Annotated in this window: 19 protein-coding genes; 10 read left to right on the top strand and 9 right to left on the bottom strand. The window is 72.7% G+C overall.

Annotation, left to right across the window (positions count from 1 at the left end; genetic code table 11):
- The first annotated feature begins 19 nt into the window (after nucleotides 1-19).
- Genes AA23TX_RS46040 through AA23TX_RS50885 form a run of 3 tightly spaced genes read left to right on the top strand, consistent with a single transcriptional unit; the run spans nucleotide 20 to nucleotide 1,160 of the window.
- The gene (locus tag AA23TX_RS46040) at nucleotides 20-490 is read left to right on the top strand and encodes a hypothetical protein (RefSeq protein WP_155549155.1); all 471 of its coding nucleotides are present in this window, start codon (nucleotides 20-22) and stop codon (nucleotides 488-490) included.
- The gene (locus AA23TX_RS46035) at nucleotides 487-852 is read left to right on the top strand and encodes a GntR family transcriptional regulator (protein ID WP_155549154.1); all 366 of its coding nucleotides are present in this window, start codon (nucleotides 487-489) and stop codon (nucleotides 850-852) included. The genes AA23TX_RS46040 and AA23TX_RS46035 overlap by 4 nt, the downstream gene beginning before the upstream one ends.
- A gap of 2 nt (nucleotides 853-854) precedes the next feature.
- Nucleotides 855-1,160: a hypothetical protein gene (locus AA23TX_RS50885; protein ID WP_277875492.1), complete on the top strand. Its 306-nt coding sequence runs from the start codon at nucleotides 855-857 to the stop codon at nucleotides 1,158-1,160.
- Nucleotides 1,161-1,170: 10 nt separating this feature from the next.
- Here AA23TX_RS50885 and AA23TX_RS46025 read toward each other — a convergent pair whose 3' ends face one another.
- Complete coding sequence (locus AA23TX_RS46025; protein ID WP_155549153.1) at nucleotides 1,171-2,067, bottom strand: DNA-3-methyladenine glycosylase family protein; 897 nt, start codon at nucleotides 2,065-2,067, stop codon at nucleotides 1,171-1,173.
- A 2-nt stretch (nucleotides 2,068-2,069) separates the two neighbouring features.
- Nucleotides 2,070-3,149 carry a mannose-1-phosphate guanylyltransferase gene (gene manB, locus AA23TX_RS46020; RefSeq protein WP_155549152.1) on the bottom strand — a complete coding sequence of 360 codons (1,080 nt, stop codon included), beginning with the start codon at nucleotides 3,147-3,149 and terminating at the stop codon, nucleotides 2,070-2,072.
- A gap of 141 nt (nucleotides 3,150-3,290) precedes the next feature.
- On the opposite strand from manB, the gene AA23TX_RS46015 reads away from it, so the two are divergent.
- Entirely contained in the window at nucleotides 3,291-3,755 is a 465-nt protein-coding gene (locus AA23TX_RS46015) for a hypothetical protein (protein WP_155549151.1), read from the top strand.
- Here the strand turns inward: AA23TX_RS46015 and AA23TX_RS46010 are convergent.
- The 3 genes from AA23TX_RS46010 to AA23TX_RS46000 form a co-directional block, all read right to left on the bottom strand.
- Nucleotides 3,752-4,612, bottom strand: coding sequence for a glycosyltransferase family 2 protein (locus AA23TX_RS46010; protein WP_196425899.1), 861 nt, complete (start codon nucleotides 4,610-4,612; stop codon nucleotides 3,752-3,754). The two genes, AA23TX_RS46015 and AA23TX_RS46010, sit on opposite strands and share 4 nt — an antisense overlap.
- Nucleotides 4,613-4,811: 199 nt before the next feature.
- The gene (locus AA23TX_RS46005) at nucleotides 4,812-5,960 is read right to left on the bottom strand and encodes a glycosyltransferase family 4 protein (RefSeq protein WP_155549150.1); all 1,149 of its coding nucleotides are present in this window, start codon (nucleotides 5,958-5,960) and stop codon (nucleotides 4,812-4,814) included.
- A gap of 53 nt (nucleotides 5,961-6,013) precedes the next feature.
- Nucleotides 6,014-7,090, bottom strand: coding sequence for a glycosyltransferase family 4 protein (locus AA23TX_RS46000; protein WP_155549149.1), 1,077 nt, complete (start codon nucleotides 7,088-7,090; stop codon nucleotides 6,014-6,016).
- Between the two features lie 9 nt (nucleotides 7,091-7,099).
- Between AA23TX_RS46000 and AA23TX_RS45995 the strand changes: the two genes are divergently transcribed.
- From AA23TX_RS45995 to AA23TX_RS45985, 3 genes are read left to right on the top strand one after another with little or no spacing between them, the layout of a single operon-like run.
- Entirely contained in the window at nucleotides 7,100-8,035 is a 936-nt protein-coding gene (locus AA23TX_RS45995) for a glycosyltransferase family 2 protein (RefSeq protein WP_196425898.1), read from the top strand.
- A 31-nt stretch (nucleotides 8,036-8,066) separates the two neighbouring features.
- Nucleotides 8,067-10,568 carry a glycosyltransferase gene (locus AA23TX_RS45990; RefSeq protein WP_155549148.1) on the top strand — a complete coding sequence of 834 codons (2,502 nt, stop codon included), beginning with the start codon at nucleotides 8,067-8,069 and terminating at the stop codon, nucleotides 10,566-10,568.
- A complete protein-coding gene (locus AA23TX_RS45985) occupies nucleotides 10,561-11,646 on the top strand; it encodes a glycosyltransferase family 4 protein (RefSeq protein WP_155549147.1) in 1,086 nt (361 codons plus the stop codon). Before AA23TX_RS45990 ends, AA23TX_RS45985 begins: the two co-directional genes overlap by 8 nt.
- Here the strand turns inward: AA23TX_RS45985 and AA23TX_RS45980 are convergent.
- A complete protein-coding gene (locus tag AA23TX_RS45980; RefSeq protein WP_155549146.1) occupies nucleotides 11,632-11,820 on the bottom strand; it encodes a hypothetical protein in 189 nt (62 codons plus the stop codon). The two genes, AA23TX_RS45985 and AA23TX_RS45980, sit on opposite strands and share 15 nt — an antisense overlap.
- 137 nt (nucleotides 11,821-11,957) lie before the next feature.
- Between AA23TX_RS45980 and AA23TX_RS45975 the strand changes: the two genes are divergently transcribed.
- The gene (locus AA23TX_RS45975) at nucleotides 11,958-12,233 is read left to right on the top strand and encodes a hypothetical protein (protein ID WP_155549145.1); all 276 of its coding nucleotides are present in this window, start codon (nucleotides 11,958-11,960) and stop codon (nucleotides 12,231-12,233) included.
- Here the strand turns inward: AA23TX_RS45975 and rfbD are convergent.
- A complete protein-coding gene (gene rfbD, locus AA23TX_RS45970; protein ID WP_155549144.1) occupies nucleotides 12,215-13,108 on the bottom strand; it encodes a dTDP-4-dehydrorhamnose reductase in 894 nt (297 codons plus the stop codon). The two genes, AA23TX_RS45975 and rfbD, sit on opposite strands and share 19 nt — an antisense overlap.
- A 4-nt stretch (nucleotides 13,109-13,112) precedes the next feature.
- Nucleotides 13,113-14,111: a dTDP-glucose 4,6-dehydratase gene (gene rfbB / locus AA23TX_RS45965; protein WP_155549143.1), complete on the bottom strand. Its 999-nt coding sequence runs from the start codon at nucleotides 14,109-14,111 to the stop codon at nucleotides 13,113-13,115.
- Between the two features lie 140 nt (nucleotides 14,112-14,251).
- Between rfbB and AA23TX_RS45960 the strand changes: the two genes are divergently transcribed.
- Nucleotides 14,252-15,772: an LCP family protein gene (locus AA23TX_RS45960; protein WP_155549142.1), complete on the top strand. Its 1,521-nt coding sequence runs from the start codon at nucleotides 14,252-14,254 to the stop codon at nucleotides 15,770-15,772.
- 37 nt (nucleotides 15,773-15,809) lie between these two features.
- Nucleotides 15,810-17,096: an LCP family protein gene (locus AA23TX_RS45955; protein ID WP_155549141.1), complete on the top strand. Its 1,287-nt coding sequence runs from the start codon at nucleotides 15,810-15,812 to the stop codon at nucleotides 17,094-17,096.
- Here AA23TX_RS45955 and AA23TX_RS45950 read toward each other — a convergent pair.
- Nucleotides 17,089-17,919 (bottom strand): NmrA family NAD(P)-binding protein, encoded by an 831-nt coding sequence (locus AA23TX_RS45950; RefSeq protein ID WP_155549140.1) that lies wholly within the window; start codon nucleotides 17,917-17,919, stop codon nucleotides 17,089-17,091. The two genes, AA23TX_RS45955 and AA23TX_RS45950, sit on opposite strands and share 8 nt — an antisense overlap.
- Between the last annotated feature and the right edge of the window lie 68 nt (nucleotides 17,920-17,987).

Raw genomic sequence — 17,987 nt, 5'->3', positions numbered from 1 at the left:
CGCGGAGAGGGAGGTCCACATGGCTACGCGGTTCCCCGAGCGGGTGCACTATCACTCCGGCAGCGGCGGGGACAGCGGGGTGTTCGGCTACATCGTCGTCGGCCTGCTGATCCTCGCGATCATCGTGTTCGTGATCGTGGTGGCGGTGCGGGTGTCGAAGATGCGCCGCGAAGAGGCGATGAAGCAGGGCGGGCAGTTCCCGCCGCAGCAGAACTTCCCGCCGCAGCAAGGGTTCGCGCAGCCACCGGGTGGGTTCGCCCCGCCGCAGCAAGGGACCGCCGCGTTCCCACCGCAGCCGGGGCCGGGTGGGTTCGCCGCGCAGCCCGGGTACCCGCCGGGTCCGCAGGCCGGGTTCGCGCCGCAGCAGGCCGGGTTCCCGCCGTCGCAACCCGTTCCGCAGCAGCCGGGCTTCCCGCCGTCGCAGCCGGTTCCGCAGGGGCCGTACGGGCAGCGGCCGCCGGGGCCGGGAGCGGGTCCGCAGAGCTGGTGATCATCCCCTTCGACAGCAGTTCGCCGGTCCCGCCGTTCGAGCAGGTGCGGTCCGGGCTCGCGACGCGGATCAACGACCGGAGCCTCCCGGTGGGCACGAAGCTGCCCACGGTCCGCCAGTTCGCCGCCGACCTGGGAATCGCGCCGAACACGGTGGCCCGCGCGTACCGCGAGCTGGAGGAAGCCGGGCTGATCGAGACGCGCGGCCGGGCGGGCAGCTTCGTCGCGGCGTCCGGCGACCAGAGCCGCCGCCGCGCGCAGCAGGCCGCGGCCCGATACGCGGACCTCACCCGTAAGCTCGGCTTGGACGACGCCGAGGCGCTGGCGATCGTCCGTGCCGCGCTCGACGAAGGGAAAGGCTGACCGTGGGACTGAGCGTGCTGACGCTGCTGATCATCCTGGTGCCGGTCGCGGTGCTCGTGACGGTGGTGGTCGTCGTGATCAAGGCGAACAAGCCGAAGCAGCCGCCGTACCCGCCGCAGCAGTACCCGGGTTACCCGCCCCAGCAGGGGTATCCGGGCCAGCAGCCGGGCTACCCGCCGCAGGGCTACCCCGGCCAGCAGCCGCCGGGATACCCGCCGCAGCAAGGCTATCCGGGCCAGCAGCCGCCGTACCCGCCCCAGCAGGGCGGCTACCCCGGCCAGCAACCGCCGTACCCGCCGCAGCAGTAGTCCGGGGCTCTCACATGGCGCGGTAGTCGCGCAGCTCGATGCGCGGACCGAAGCGCGGCCGCCGGTGGCCCGCCGCCTCCAGGTAGCGCACCGCCCGCTGCCGCTGCGGGGCGTACGGCGCCAGGACCTCCGCCATGCCCGCGTCGTCGAGTTTCAGGCCCAGCACGGCGTTCCCGACCATCGACGGGATGTTGTAGTCGCCGAAGCTGACCGCGTCCGGGTCGCCCCACGCGCGCTGCGCGATCTCCGCCGCCGTCCACACCCCGATCCCCGGGACGTGACGCAGCAGGTGCCTGCCCTCGATCCCGCGCAGCTCGACCGCCCGCTCCAGGTGGTGTGCGACGCGGGCCGCGTTGAGCAACGCCGTGCGGCGCTTGATGTCGACGCCCGCGCGGTGCCAGTGCCAGTCCGGCAGCGACCGCAGCGCGACCGGCGTCGGCGGCACGCGCAGCCGTTCCGGGCCCGGCCCGGGCGCCGGCGCGCCGAACCGGCGGCACAGCTCGGCCCACGACCGGATCGCCTCCTTGCCGGTCACCTTCTGCTCCAGCACCGCGAGCACCAGCCAGTCCCACACGACGCCGGTGGCGCCCAGCCGCAGCCCGGGATTCTCGCGCCGGGCGCGCGCGACGACGTCGTGGTGCGCGACGAACCCGGAGTCGTCGTCGTTCGCGCCCAGCAGCGCGGGGACGCCGGTGAGCAGCCGATCCTTGCCCTGGCCCCAGGCCGCGGCCTCGATGCGGCCGTCGGTCAGCTTACGCAGGGCGAGGGTGCCCGGGCCGTCCGGCGTGTTCGACGCGAGCCACGTGATCCCGCGCTCGTCGGTGAGGATGTTGAGCGACCCGCGCCCGCGCTTCAGCGGACCCAGGACGCTGCCCAGGTCGACTTCGAACGCGGGACGCCAGAACATGGCTAGGCGTCGCTCGAGAAGCGGACGGAACCGTCGGGCAGCACGGTGTCGGGCCAGATCCGGGCACCGTCGAGCAGCTCGCAGCCGGCGCCGACGGACACGCCGTCGCCCAGCACGACCCCGCGCAGCACCGCGCCGGCGCCGACGCGCGCACCGTGCCCGAGCACCGAACGCTCGACGATCGCGCCCTCGGACACGGCAGCGCCGTCGAAGAGCACCGAGCCGTCGATCTTCGCGCCGGAACCGACCACCGCGCCGCCGCCGATGGTCGAACCACCGGACAGCTGGGCGTCTTCGGCCACGGAAGCGCCGTCGAGCACCAGGAAGTCGCCGGGACGGCCGGGCAGCGCCGACGTCGGCGCGACGCCGCGCACCAGGTCGGCCGAGCCGCGGACGAACGCCTCCGGCGTGCCGACGTCCAGCCAGTAGGACGCGTCGACGAAGCCGTGGATGTGCGCGCCCTGCTCGAGCAGCTGCGGGAACGTCTCGCGCTCGACCGAGACGCGGCGCCCGGTCGGGATCGACTCGATCACCGGGCGGCGGAAGACGTAGCAGCCGGCGTTGATCTGGTCGGTCGGCGGGTTCGGCGTCTTCTCGAGGAAGGCCTGGACGCGCCCGGTCTCGTCGGTCGGCACCGAGCCGAACCGGCTCGGGTCGGGCACGCGCTGCAGGTGCAGGGTGACGTCGGCCTCGGACTCGCGGTGCACGCGCAGCTGCTCGCCGAGGTCGGAGCCGGAGATGATGTCGCCGTTGAAGACGATCACGTGGTCGGCGCGCAGCTTGTCGTAGACGTTCCGGATGGCGCCCGCCGTGTCGAGCGGCTCCTCCTCGACGACGTACTCGAGGTCCAGACCGATCGACTTGCCGTCGCCGAAGTACTCCTCGAACACCTCCGCCCGGTAGCTCGTCCCCAGCACGACGTGCCGGATCCCGGCCTCGCGGATGCGCGAGAACAGGTGGCTGAGGTAGGGCGTCCCGGCTGTCGGGAGCATCGGCTTCGGTGCCGAAAGGGTCAGTGGCCGCAGGCGCGTGCCCTTGCCCCCGACCAGCACGACGGCGTCGATCTCGACCTCGGACGTCACGGAAATCTCCTCTTGTATCACGCACCGCTGAGCGACAAGCCGCGGGAAACCCTGACGGAGGTCGCCCGGAGGGCCTACCCTAGACACGAAACAGGCGGGCCTTTCCCCAGAGGGCCCCGGGTCAGTCGGGAGGCCGAGGGGATGGACCCCCGCGATCGGGCGGACGCCCTGCTCGCACGAGCCCAGGCGCGCGGTGTGTTCGTGGTGACGCCGGACAGCGCCATTTCGCCGATGGACGCCTCGAACACGCAGCAGATACCGCGTGCCGCCATCGACGGCCTCGACAGAAGCCAGGACCCGGACACGACGACGCAGCTGCCGGCGTCGCTGATCGAGGAGAACGACCACCCGCTCGCGGGCGCGTCTCCGACTCGGCGGCTGGAAGCGGCGGGCGGACGTCGTCCCCAGGCCACCGCCCCGTTGAGCACGCCGGCGCCGACGACACCGATGAAGACCCCGGTGACGACGCCGCTGGCCCGCCGTCCCCAGGCCGAGCCGATCACGAGCCCGCTGAAGGAGCCGGACCCGGAGGACACCGGCCTGGTGCCGACGGTGACGCAGAACAACGGCAGGTCCGACCTTTCGCGCCGGCTCGACGGGATCTAGCGGGTCTCGAGCTTCAGCCTGACCGCCAGCCCGAGCTTCACGGCGGCCAGCACCGGCTTCCAGGCGAGGCCCGGGTGGCGGTCGGCGAGGTAGCGGTAAGCGCTGTCGTGGTGGGCCTTGAGCATCTTCTTCGACGCCTGCGAGGTCGAGTGCCCACCTTCGTGGGTGACGCTCGCGGACGGCGCGTAGACGTTCAGCCAGCCGGCCTTCGCCAGCCGGTCGCCGAGGTCGACGTCCTCGAAGTACATGAAGTAGCGCGTGTCGAAGCCGCCGACGGAGTCGAACGCCTCCCGGCGGATGAGCTGGCACGAGCCGGACAGCCAGCCCGACGTGCGCTCGACCGGCGTGCCGGTCTCCTGGCGGTACTGCTTCGTCCAGGGGTTGCCCGGCCAGACCTTCGCGAAGGCGGCGTGCCCGATGCCGCGCCCGAACGACGGCAGCAGCCGCGCCGAGGGGTAGACGGTGCCGTCGAGGTCCTTGATGAGCGGCCCGAAGGCACCCCCGCGCGGCCACCGGCCCGCGACGTCGAGGAGGGCGTCGAGCGAGCCGGGCTCCCATTCGAGGTCCGGGTTGACGACGACGACCCAGCCGTACCGGTCGTCCAGCTCGGCGACGCCCCGGTTGGCGGCGGTCCCGTAGCCGACGTTCTCCCCGATGCTGAGCAGCTGCACGTTCTTACGCTTCTTCGCGACCTCTTCGAGGGCGCCTTCGACGGACGCGTTGTCCGCGACGACCACCTTGACCTCGCGCTCGGTGGCCTTCTCGAGGGTGTCGAGGAACCGCTCGATGGTGTCCTCGGAGAAGTAGGTCACGGTCACGACGCCGACTTCGTCGCCATAGCGGGGGTGCTCAGTCACCCGGCCATTGTCCACCGGTCACCCAACGCGACCCCGCCACCCCGCACCGCGTGACGGAACCGCCGACACGCGTGATCAGGAAGCCGACACGCGTGTTTGGGGAGTCGACACACCGCGCGGGGCCGCGTTTTGCCGTGTCGACCCTCCAATCACGCGTGTCGACCCTTCAATCACGCGTGTCGACTCTCGGATCACGGGTTCAGCGGGTGCGGAGGTGGCGGGACCAGGCCTTTGCGTACGCCTCGCGGTGCCGCTCCGCGGTGGTGGCCCAGGAAAACTCCTTCGCGCGCTGCTGGGCCGCCGTCGCCAGCTCGGCTCGGCGGCCCGGGTCGGCCAGCAGCTCCTCGATCGCCGCCGCCACGTCGCCCGCGCCGACGCCGCAGTACGCCACCGCGTCGCCGCCGACCTCCGGCAGCGACAGCCGCCGGGTCGTCAGCACGCAGGCGCCGCACGCCATCGCCTCCAGCACCGGCAGGCCGAAACCCTCGCCCAGCGACGGATAAGCCACCAGCGAAGCCCCGCCGAGGAACCCGGCCAGCGTCCCGAAGGGCAGATATCCTGCCCGGATCACCCGAAGCCGATGCGGGACGGCGTCCAGCGCCCGCTCCACCTGTGTGTCCCACCCGGGCTGGCCGGCCAGCACCAACGCCGGCGCGTCCCGCTGCCCGGCCACCGCCCGCGCGAACCCGCGGATCAGCGCCGGCACGTTCTTGCGCGGCTCCAACGCCCCGAGGAACGCCACGTACGGCGTGCGCCCGAGCCCGACCGCCGATCGGGCGGCCGCCACCTCCGACGGTGACGGCGGGTGAAAGCGCTCGGTGTCGACGCCGTGGTGAATGACTTCCAGCGAAGCGTGCCGCACCGGGCCGACGCGGGCCAGCTCCGCGGCCGTCGCCGCCGACGGCACCACGCACAGCGTCGCGCGCCGGAGCGCTGTCGCCGTCCACGCGCGGAAGAACCGGGCCTTCACCGACGAGTGCAGCACGGCGTCGGTGAAGAACGTCGCGTCGTGGAGCGTGACGACCGATGCCGCCGACGTGGCCAGCGGCATCGTGTAGTGCGGCGAGTGGACGACGTCCGCGCCGAGGCGGCGCACCAGCCGGGGCAGGGTCGCCTGTTCCCAGGTCAGCCGCGCGGTGCGGGTGGTCGTCGACGGCGAAGCGGGCACGACCCGCGAGCGCGGCGCCAGCCGATCGTAAAGCTGCAGGTCCCGGGGCTGGCAGACGACGGTGATCCGCGCCCCGTCCGCGTCGAGCGCGGCGACGAGCGAGTCCACGTACCGGCCGACCCCGCCGCGGTCCGCGGGAACCGCGGTGGCGTCGATCAGGACCCGGGGCTCATCGCTCACCCCTGCAGGGTACGGCGGCGACCCTGCGTCATGGTGGGGAACTGGCAAACCGGTCAGGTGTGAGCCCGCGTGTGAATCGCCCAGACGGCTTCGGCCGCGCGGCGCCAGGTGAACGCGCGTGCCCGCTCCCTCCCCGAACGAGTGAGGTCGGCCGCCACGGAGGGTGAGCTCAGCACCTCTCGCAACGCGGCTGCCAGCGCCGCCGCGTCGCCGCGCGGGACCATGATCCCCGCGCCGCCCGCCACCTCGGCCAGCGCCGGCGCGTCGGTGTGCACCACCGGGATCCCCGCCGCCATCGCCTCCAGCAGGCCCAGCCCGAACCCCTCGTCGAGGCTCGGCACGGCCAGCACGCTCGCCCGCCGCAGCACCGTCGCCAGCTCGGCGTCCGACACCTTCCCCAGCATCCGCAGCCGGTCCGCCGGAAGGCCGCGCTCGGCGGCCAGCGCCACCGGGTCGACGCCGCCCCAGCCCGGCTGCCCGGCCAGCACGAGCACCGTGTCTTCGAGCGCCGCGACCGCGTCGACCAGCACGTCGATCCCCTTGCGCGGCTCGATCGTCCCGACGGCCAGCACGTACTCCGGCGGCAGGTCGAGAGGCGCGGACCCGGTCGGGACCCGCACCCCGTGCGGGACCACGCGCACCGGGACGTCGACGTCGATCAGCACCGCCAGCTCGTCGGCGACCGCCCGCGTCGGCACGACCAGCCCGGACGCGCGCCGCGCCGCGCGCGCGATCATCGACCGGTGCCAGCTGACCCCGCGCGCGGTGAGCGTCTCGGGGTGGGTCCACGGCACGGTGTCGTGCACGGTCACGCTCAACGTCTTTCCGGCCGGTGCACGCGGCGGCGCGAACGGCGTCGGCGCGTGCACCGCGTCGCCGCCCGGCCACCACGGAAACCCCAGCTGCCAGAGGCCGATCAGCGCCCGCGGCGGGATCCGCAGCGCCCGCGGCCCGTCGACGCCCTCGAGCCGGGCCGCGCCGACGTCGGCGTGCCGCGCGACCACGCTGGACACCGTCCAGCCCGGCGGCGCGGTCTTCGCGAGCGCGGGCAGGAGCTCGGCCGTGTAGCGCCCGGTGCCACCGGGCACGGGCGCGAGGAGCTGCTCGGCGAGCACGACCAGTTCGGGCACGCGGCTATTGTGCGGGACGTGACCGCGAATCCCGCCACTACGGTGGTCGTCGTGACCTGGCGGGGTGCCGGGCACGTCACCGCCTGCCTCGACGCGCTCGCCGCGCAGACGCGTCCACATCGGACGCTCGTGGTGGACAACGCCTCCGACGACGGCACCGCCGCCCTGCTCGCGGCCCATCCTTCGCACCCGCAAGTAATTCGCCTGCCGCGCAACACGGGTTACGCGGGCGCGCTCGCCGTCGCCGCGAAGCGCGTCGAGACCCCGCTGATGGCGTGGCTGAACGACGACGCCGAACCCGAGCCGGACTGGCTGGCGACACTCGAAGACACCCTGGAAAAAGCGCCTTTGGCCGGCGCGGCGACGTCACGGCTCGTGCGGCCGGACGGCGCGACGCAGTCCGCCGGGGTCCGCCTGACCACCGACGGCCACGGCGCCGACCTCACCGAGCCCACCGCCGAGGTGTTCGGCTTCTGCGGCGGCGCGGCGCTCCTGCGGACGGACGTGCTGAAGAGCGTGCGCGGCGTCCCGGCCGGGTTCTTCTGCTACTACGAGGACACCGACACGGCCTGGCGGCTGCGGCTGGCCGGCTGGGACGTCATCGCCGCGCCCGACGCCCGCGTCCGGCACGCCCACGGCGTCAGCAGCGAGCTGGGTTCGCCGCTGTTCCACCGTTGGAACGAGCGCAACCGGCTGCTCATGCTGCTGCGCTGCGCACCCCGCGGGGTCGCGGTGAACCAGCTGGTCAGGTTCGCCGTGTTGACAGCGGTACTGCCGCTGCGGCCGGGCCGTCCGGCCGCCCCGAACTTCCGCTTCGGGCTGCGCTGCCGGGTGCTGGCCGAGGTGGTGGTCAGGCTGCCCGCGACGCTCGCGGCCCGCCGCAAGATCGGCCGTCGCGCGGCACTCGGCCGAGGCGCGGTCTGGGAGGCTTGGGCTGGCCTTTAAGCTGGCGCTCATCCCGACGAAGGAGCAGGCTTTGGCGCAGGGGGCACCGCAACCGCTCGTCTCGGTGATCGTGGTCAATTACCACGGCGCCGACGACACGATCACCTGCCTGCGCGCGCTCGCCGAGCACGACTACCCCGAGCTCGAGCTGATCTGCGTCGACAACTCCGACGAAGCCGCGCGCATCCGCGAAGCCGTCCCCCAGGCCCGCGTCATCGAGGCCGGCCGCAACACCGGCTTCGCCGGCGGCTGCAACCTCGGCGCGAAGCACGCGAAGGGCACGGTCCTCGGCTTCCTCAACAACGACGCCCGCCCGGCGCCCGGCTGGGTCTCCGCCGCGGTCGCCGAGCTGCGCGCGCAACCCCGCGTGGCCGCCGTCGCCAGCAAGGTCCTCGACTGGGAGGGCACCGGCACCGACTTCGTCGACGGCGGCCTGACCTGGTTCGGCATGGGCTACAAGCGCCACGCGGGTTCGCCGCTGGCCGACGTCCCGGCCGCCGAGCACGAGGTCGCGAAGGACGTCCTGTTCGGCACCGGTTCGGCGATGTTCGTCCGCACGGCCGTGTTCGCCGAGCTCGACGGCTTCGACGAGCGGTTCTTCATGTTCTACGAGGACGTCGACCTCGGCTGGCGGCTGAACCTCCGCGGCTGGCGCGTCCGGTACGTGCCGGAGTCGCTGACCTATCACCGCCACCACGGCACGATGGCCGCGGTCGACGCGCCGGAGACCGGCCGCGAGACCTTCCTCCTGGAGCGCAACGCCCTCGCCGCGCTCTACAAGAACCTCTCCGACGAGACCCTGGTCCGCGCGCTGCCGGCGGCGCTCGCGCTGGCCGTGCGCCGGGCCACCGCCCGCGGCGAGCTGGACGCCACTCAGCTGGACCTCGAACAGGGCGTCGGCCCGATCGAATCCGGCGACGTCGCGATCCCCCGCACCACGCTCGCCGGGATCCTGGCGATCGACCAGTTCGTCGAGCAGCTGCCGTCGCTGGCGGAGTCGCGTGCGGTCGAGCAGGCCGCTCGCGTCCGCACCGACGCCGACCTGCTTCCCTTGCTGCGCAAGGCGTTGGAGCCCGCCTACCCGCTGCCGCGCTACCTCGCCGCGCACGACATCCTCGTCGAGGCGTTCGGCATCGAAAAGGCTTTCGGGCAGCGTCGCAAGATCCTCGTGATCACCGGCGACGCGCTCACCGAGCGGATGGCCGGCCCGGCGATCCGTGCCTGGAACATCGCGCTGGCGCTGTCCGCCGAGCACGACGTCCACCTCGTCACCACCAACCCCCTCGCGACGCCGCCGCCCGCGCCGTTCCGCATCAGCGCCGGCAAGCACCGCGAGCTGGAGGCGCCGATCGCCTGGGCCGACGTCGTCGTGCTGCAGGGTCACGTGCTCGAGCTCGCGCCGTCGCTGAAGAAGGAGCACAGCGGCAAGATCGTCGTCGCCGACCTCTACGACCCGATGCACCTCGAACTGCTGGAGCAGGGCAAGGGCGTCGCCGACGACAAGCGCGCGGCCGACCTCGCCGGCGTCACGCGGGTCCTGGACGCCCAGATCGAGCGCGGCGACTTCTTCCTCTGCGCGTCCGAGCGGCAGCGGCACCTCTGGCTCGGCCACCTGGCCGCGCTCGGCCGGCTGTCCCCGCGGCTCTACGACGCCGACCCGACGACGCAGTCGCTGCTCGCGGTCGTCCCCTTCGGACTGTCGACGGAGGCGCCGACGCGGACCGGCCCCGGGCTCCGGTCGTCGCTGGGCCTCGGCGGCACCGACCACGTCGTGCTCTGGGCAGGCGGGGTGTACAGCTGGTTCGACCCGCTGACGCTGGTCCGCGCGATCGACACGCTCCGCCGTCGCCGCGGCGACGTCCGGCTGGTCTTCCTCGGTATGAAGCACCCGAACCCCGAGGTCGCCGAGATGGACATCGGCACGCGGACGATGCGGCTGGCGGATTCGCTGGGGCTGACGGACAAGCACGTCTACTTCAACGAGCAGTGGGTGCCCTACCACGAGCGCCAGAACTGGCTGCTCGACGCGAACTGCGGCGTCACCACGCACTACGAGCACGTCGAGACGACGTTCGCGTTCCGCACCCGGGTGCTCGACTACCTGTGGGCCGGGCTGCCGATCGTGACGACCGACGGCGACTCGTTCGCCGACCTCGTGCGGGCGGAACGGCTGGGCGTCGTCGTCCCGGCCGAGGACGCCGACGCGCTGGCCGAAGCGCTCGAAAAGTGTTTGTACAACGAGGAGTTCGCCGCGGGCTGCGTCGAGCGGATCGCCGTCGTCGCGCAGCGCTACACCTGGCCGGAGGCGCTGAAGCCGCTGGTGGAGTTCTGCCGCGACCCGCGCCCGGCGGCCGACCGGCTGCCCGGGTCCGCGGACCTGGTGACGACGCCGGCCGTGCGCGGCCGCGCGATGGTGCGCCGCGACGTCGACCTGGTCCGGGAGTACCTCGCGGCCGGCGGCGCGGGCGAGCTGGCGCGGCGCGTCGGCGGCCGGGTGCTCAAGGTCGCGAAGCAACGGCTCCGTCGTGGCTAGGTCCCTGAGCGTTCTCCTCGACGGCACCCCGCTGCTCGGCGCGCGCACCGGGATCGGCCGGTACACCTCGGCGCTGATCGAAGAGCTGGTGTCGATCCCCGAGGTGGACACGCGCGCGGTGGCGTTCACGCTGCGCGGCTGGCGAAGGCTGCGGCACGTGCTCCCGTACGGCGCGCGGGCCCGCGGGATCCCGGTGGCGGCGCGGCTGCTGCGGGCGGCGTGGACGCGGTCGGACTTCCCGGCGGTGGAGCTGTTCGCCGGGCCGACGGATGTCGTGCACGGCACGAACTTCGTGCTGCCGGGCCGCCTCCGCGCGGCCGGCGTGGTGACGATCCACGACCTGGCCTTCTTCGACAACCCGGCGGAGCTGGCGCCGAGCGACCGCGGCCTGCCGGAGCTGGTCCGTCGCGGCGCGCGCCGGGCGAACGTGATCTGCACCCCGACGGCGGCGGTCGCGGACGCGGTGGCGGAGCGCCTGGACGTCTCCCGCGACAAGATCGTGGTGACCCCGCTGGGCGTCAACCCGGCGTGGTTCACGGCACGTCCCCCGGACGACGAGCGGCGCGCGCGTCTCGGCTTGCCCGCCCGGTACCTGCTGTTCGCCGGAGCCGCGGGCCCGCGCAAGGGCCTCGACTGGCTGACCCGCACCCACGACGCGGCGCCGGACCTGCCGGACCTGGTGTTCGCCGGCCCGGGCCCGTTCCCGCGCGGCCCCCGGCTGTCGCAGACCGGCTATCTGTCCGATGTGGACCTGCGCACGGTGGTCGCGGGCGCGTCGGCACTGGTGCTGCCGTCCCGTGACGAGGGCTTCGGCCTGCCGGTGCTGGAGGCGATGGCGTCGGACGTCCCGGTGGTGTGCACCGACATCCCGGCGTTGCGCGAGGTGGCGGGCGACTGCGCGAGCCTGGTCCCGTACGGCGACGTGGACGGCTTGGCGGAGGCGCTGAGGACGGCGATCACGGACCCGCACGCGGTGGCGACGTCGGCATCGAGGCGAGCGCACGCGGCGAACTTCACGTGGCGCACGTGCGCCGAGCTGACGGTCGGCGCGTACCGGCTGGCCTCAGGCCGCCACTGACCGGTCCGCCCGCGGATCCGGCGCGGCGGCGTCGCCGCCCACCAGCAGCAGCGTGGCGAGGAACGTCACCAGCACGGCCACGGCCACGATCTTCGTCACGGTGCTCAACCGCATCGTCACCAGCATCGCGACTCCGTTCTCCGGGACCTGCGAGAACCACGGTCCGCTCCGCACCCGCGCTCGGTCCAAGCCGACCCGGCGCAACGGACCGGTATCGGGCCGCCCGATCCGGTAACGAAGGCCGGGCGCCCCGAGACGTACGGATCCTGCGGCGCGCCGACGAGGCCGACCGGACCCGGCGGAACCCGAACGTGCTCACCGTCAACATGTTCCGGTACCGCTGGGAGCGCAAGGACCGCTACACCGAGGACCTCATCTCGTACCTGTTCCGGCCGGCGCCCCAGCGCCGTCACTTCGCCGAAATGACCGCAGTCGTCGAAGGTGAGCTGATGTGGTCGCGCGTGGCCGCCCGGCCGGTCCTGTCCGGCGGCGGCCACGTCGTGCCCACCACGATCCTGGCCATGCTGGCCAGTCTCCTGGAGAACGCGCCGCCGGACTTCGCGGACCGCTACGCCGTCGCGAAGTAGGCGTCCAGCGCCTCTTCCCACGGCCGCATCGGCGTCAGCCAGGCTTCCTTCCACGAGGCCGGGGACAGCACCGAGTACGCCGGCCGCGTCGCCGCCTGCGGGTACTCCGCCGTCGTACAAGGCTTCACCCGTGCGGGGTCCGCACCCAGGTGCTTGAAGATCGCCTGCGCGAAGCCGCACCAGCTCACCGAACCCGCGTTCGTGCAGTGCAGGATCCGCCGCTCCGGCCCGTCACCGGCCGCCACCCGCGAAGCCAGCTCGAGCAGCCCCGCGGCCAGGTCGGCCGTCCACGTAGGACCGCCGATCTGATCGTCCACAACGGACAGTTCCGGGCGCGAAGACTCCAGCCGTGCCATGGTCTTCACGAAGTTCGACCCCGCGTGCCCGTACAGCCACCCGGTCCGCACCACCCACGACGACGCCCCCGACCCGAGCACCGCGTCCTCGCCGGCCGCCTTCGTGCGGCCGTAGGCCGACCGCGGCCCCAGCTCGTCGGACGGCTCGTACGGCAGCGAAGCGTCGCCGGCGAACACGTAGTCCGTCGACACGTGGATCAGCGGCACCCGCCGGGAAGCGCACGCCGCGGCCAGTACCCGCGGCCCGTCGGCGTTCACCGCGAACGCGCGGTCCTCGTCCTTCTCCGCCGCGTCGACCGCCGTGTACGCCGCCGCGTTGACCACGACCGGCGCCGAGCCCGTTTCGCGCGCCCGGTCGGCCAGCGCGCCGACGGCCGCCAGCACCTGGCCCGTCGCCGTCACGTCCAGCTCCGCCGATCCCGGCGCGACGACGTCCACGTCGTCACCCGAAGCAGCGGCCAGGTCGCGGCCGAGCTGTCCGGAACCGCCGGGCACGAGCACCGTCAGCCGCACGAGCACATCCTCACTTCTTGAGCGTCTTGAGCGCGGCCCGCTCCGCCAGGGGCTCCCACCACGCGCGATTGTCCGTGTACCAGGCCACTGTCGCGGCCAGACCGTCCTCGAAGGACACGCGCGGAGCGTACCCCAGCTCCGTACCGATCTTCGTGATGTCCACCGAGTACCGGCGGTCGTGACCCTTGCGGTCCTCGACCGGCTCGACGCTGTCCCAGCCCGCGCCCACCGCGGCCAGGAGCTTTTCCGTCAGCTCCCGGTTCGTCAGCTCGGTGCCGCCGCCGATGTTGTAGATCTCGCCGGGCCGCCCGCCGTCGGCGACCAGCTGGATGCCGTGGCAGTGGTCGTCCACGTGCAGCCAGTCACGGACGTTGAGCCCGTCGCCGTAGAGCGGCACCTTACGGCCGTCGAGGAGGTTCGTGACGAACAGCGGGATGACCTTCTCGGGGAACTGGTACGGACCGTAGTTGTTGGAGCACCGCGTGATGCACACCGGCAGCCCGTGGGTCCGGAAGAAGGAGCGCGCCACCAGATCGGAGGACGCCTTCGACGCCGAATAGGGCGAGTTCGGCTCCAGGATGTGCTCCTCGGTCCAGGATCCGGACTCGATCGAGCCGTACACCTCGTCCGTGGACACGTGGACGAACTTCGAGACGCCCGCTTCCAGCGCCGCCTGCAGCAGGTTCTGCGTGCCGAGCACGTTCGTCAGCACGAAGTCGGCGGCGCCGAGGATCGAGCGGTCCACATGCGACTCCGCGGCGAAGTGCACGACCAGGTCCACCCCGCGCATGACCTCGGCGACCCGCGTGGCGTCACAGATGTCGCCGCGGACGAACTCGAGCCGCGGGTCCGCGGCGACCGGCGCCAGGTTGGCCTCGTTGCCGGCGTAGGTGAGCTTGTCCAGCACCACCACCTCGGCGTCGCGCACCGTCGGATAGGCGCCGCTCAGCACCTGCCGGACGTAGTGCGACCCGATGAAGCCGGCACCACCGGTGACCAGGACCCGCATCTTCCCGCCTTTCCCTCGGCCCCCGACCGGGGCAATCGGCCCCCAGCCTACGGAGGTCAGACAACACCCTCAGTAGAGTCATCCTCGGAGGCACAGGGGTGCCCTGGGGGAAGCACGGGGTTTCACAGGGGAGGAAGCGCGTGACCGAATGGCCTGCGCCGCCGATCCCGGCGCACCGTAGCCACGGTGTCGCGGTCTTCGCACGCCGCGGCGGCAAGGTCGTGGTGTCGTTGCTGTCCGTCGCGATCCTGGCCCTGACCTGGTACGGCTGGCACTTCATCGGCGACCCGAACACCGGCTTGACCACCACGAACGTCTTCGCCGACACCGAGGCGCACGCGAAGCCGCTCGACGGCGCCATCGACATCCTCCTGGTCGGGCAGGACAGCCGCACCGACGCGCAGGGCAACCCGCTGCCGCGCGAAGTGCTGGACATGCTGCACGCCGGCGTCTCCGACGGCGAGCTGAACACCGACACGATGATCCTCGTGCACATCCCCCAGAACGGGAAGCACGCGATCGCGATCTCGTTCCCCCGCGACTCCTGGGTGGAGCTGGCCGGCGGCTACGGCAAGCACAAGCTCAACAGCGCCTTTGTCTACGCGTACACGGACACTTACAAGACGTTGCAGCGCCAGGGCATGACCGACCTCAAGCAGGCCGACGCCGAGGCGAAGGTCGCGGGGCGGAAGAACCTGATCGCCACGATCGAGAAGTTCATCGGCAAGCCGGGCATGATCGACCGGTACGCCGAGGTGAACCTGGCGAGCTTCTACGAGATCACCAAGTCGATCGGCGGCGTCGAGGTCTGTCTCAACGGGCCGGTCAAGGAAGTGAAGTCCGGCGTGGACCTGCCGGGCGGGCGCCAGACGATCGAGGGCGTGCAGGCGCTCGCGTTCGTCCGCCAGCGCTACGGCCTGCCCAACTACGACCTCGACCGGATCGCCCGGCAGCAGGCGTTCCTGTCCGGCCTGGCCCGCAAGGTCATCTCGACCGACGTGCTGACCAGTCCGGGGAAGATCGCCGACCTGGTGGCCGCGGTGAAGAAGTCCGTGGTGCTGTCGCAGGGCTGGGACCTGACCGAGTTCGCCGAGCAGATGCGCGGCCTGACCGGCGGCAACATCGAGTTCCACACCATCCCCACCCAGGGCAACGCGGTGATCGGCGGCGCCGACGTGCTGCGCGTCGACCAGGCGGCTGTCCAGGCCGAGGTGACGCGGCTGACCACGGACGGCGACGCCCCCGCGACGCCGGCGCCGGCCCAGCTGCCGGGTGCGAAGGCCGTCACGGTCGAGTTGTTCGACGGCACGGGCTCGCCGTCGCTGGCCACCCAGACGCACACAACGCTCCAGGGCAAGGGCTTCACCCTCGTCGCCGACCAGAAGCTGAGCACCCGCAACACCACCGTCGTCCGGTACAACCCGGCCGACAGCGCCGCGCTGGACCTGGTCAAGCAGGCCCTGGGCACGACCGTCCAGGCGGAGCCGGACCGCGACGTCGCCGCCGGGCACGTGCGCGTCCTGCTGGGCAAGGACTTCCGCAGCTCGGCCGCCGGCCCGGGCGGCGCACCGGCCAGCACGCCGAAGGCGCCGTCGACCCCGGCGTCTGCCACCCCCGCCGCGCCGCCGATCACCGCGGGCGACGTTCCCTGCATCAACTAGACTGAGTACGCAGGGTGGTCGGGGGAGGTCAACCAGGATGGACGACGAGCAGGAAAAGCCGGATCCGGCCGCGGAGCCGGTGACGGAGCGCGACGATTCCGAGTGGAAGCCGTCGCCATTTCCGCGGGAAGCGGCTCCCGCTCCGGTGGCCGCGAGGCCGTCGCGGGTGCGGCGGGCCGGGCGGGTCACCCGCCGGGTCGCGGTCGGGCTCGTCTCGGTGCTCGCGCTCGGCGCCAGCGGCTACGCCTACGTCACCAAGGACCAGCTGCAGAGCACCGTGCCGACGACGGACGCGCTCACCCCGCGCGCCGGTGAGCCCGCGCCGCCGCCAGCGGACGACGGCGCCGACGACATCCTGCTCGTCGGCAGCGACGCGCGGACGGACGCGCAGGGCAACCAGCTCCCGCCGCGGGTGCTGAGGGAGCTGCGGACCGAGGCCAACAGCGGCGCGGTGAACACCGACACGGTGATCCTCCTGCGGGTGCCGAAGGACGGCTCGAAGCCGTCGGCGGTGTCGGTGCCGCGGGACACCTGGACCGACATCCCGGGCCGCGGCAAGGCGAAGATCAACTCGGCGTACGGCATCGCGAAGGCGCACTTCGCGCAGGAGCTGCGCGGGCAGGGCGAACGCGACCAGGCGAAGATCGAGCGCGACTCCGACACCGAGGGCCGCCGGGTGCTGGTGCAGGCGGTGCAGGACCTCACGCAGGTGCGCGTCGACCACTACGCCGAGATCAACCTGCTGGGCTTCTACCTGCTCACCGAGGCGCTCGGTGGCGTCAAGGTGTGCCTGAACCACTCGACCGAGGACAAGGACTCGGGCGCGAACTTCCGCCGCGGCGAGCAGACGGTGTCGGGCGGGGAAGCGCTGTCGTTCGTCCGGCAGCGCAAGAACCTGCCGCGCGGCGACCTCGACCGGATCGTGCGGCAGCAGGCGTTCCTGTCGTCGGCGCTGCGCCAGGTGCTTTCGGCGGGCACGCTGACCAGCCCGGGCACGCTGAACAACCTGATGGACGCGGTGCACCGGTCACTGACCCTGGACCCGGGGCTCGACCTGCTGCAGTTCGCGCAGCAGGCGAAGGGCATCGCGTCGGGCGACCTGACGTTCGCGACGATCCCGGTGATCACGGCGAACGGGCGCAGCGAGGACGGTCAGAGCATCGTCGAGATCGACCCGAAGGCGGTCCGCGAGTTCGTGGCGGGCCTGGCGGGCCGAGCGGCCCCGGTGGCGGCCAAGGCATCGGGCGGCGGCTCGGGCAGCGGCGCCGCCCCCGCCGCGGCGCCGCTGCTCCAGGCCTCCGACGGAGTCCCCTGCGTCAACTGAAGTCGGCGCGGTGGTCCTCCGCCCACTGCCGGAACGTCCGCGGCGCGTGCCCGGTCACCTCGCGCACGACGTCCGTCACCACCGACGGCTCCCGCGTCGTCCGCTCCCACGCCCGCAGGACCTCCGGTGGCACCTCCGGCGGCCACCCCAGCGCCGTCATGCGGGACGCCGTCTGCTCCGGCGTCTCCTCCTCGACCCGCATCGGCCGGCCGAGGACGTCCGCGAGCACTTCCGCCTGCTCCCGGAACGTGATCGGCGCCGGCCCGCTCAGCTGCAGCGCTTCGCCGGCGTGGGAGCCGTCGACCAGGATCCGCGCCGCGACGTCGGCGATGTCGCGCTCGTGGATGGCGCCGATCCGCGCGTCCGGGTACGGGGTGCGGATCACGCCCTCGGCGACGTCCGCGCGCCAGCCCAGGACGTTGGTGGCGAACGCGCCCGGGTTCAGCAGCGTCTCCGCGAACGGCGCCGCGATCAGCGCCTGCTCCACCGCGCGGTGGAGCGACGCGATCCGGCTCCCCGAGGACCTCGGCTCGAGCGTCGCGCCCGACGACAGCAGCACGACGTGCCGCACGCCGGCCGCTTCGGCCGCCTTCACGAAGCCCTCGATCCCCGACGGCCGGGTGTACAGGAACACCGACTCGACGCCGTCGAGCGCGGCGTCCAAGGTGGACGGATCTTCGAGGTCGACGCTCACCTTCGCCGTGGGCACGTCGAGCGTGGTGGCGTCGCGGCTCGACGCGCGCACGTCCTGACCTGCGGCGACGAGCGCGTCGAGCACGGCGCGGCCGACGTGTCCACGCGCGCCGGTGACGAGAATGGTCATGGCTGTCCCCCAGCTCTCCAGTTGCATTTGCTTGCAAAGCAAACGTACTGAGATTCACGTGGCGGTGT

The sequence above is a fragment of the Amycolatopsis camponoti genome (genome assembly GCF_902497555.1).
GTDB lineage: Bacteria > Actinomycetota > Actinomycetes > Mycobacteriales > Pseudonocardiaceae > Amycolatopsis > Amycolatopsis camponoti.
Note: the sequence above shows the minus strand (reverse complement) of the source record. Positions and strands in the feature narration are given on the sequence as shown.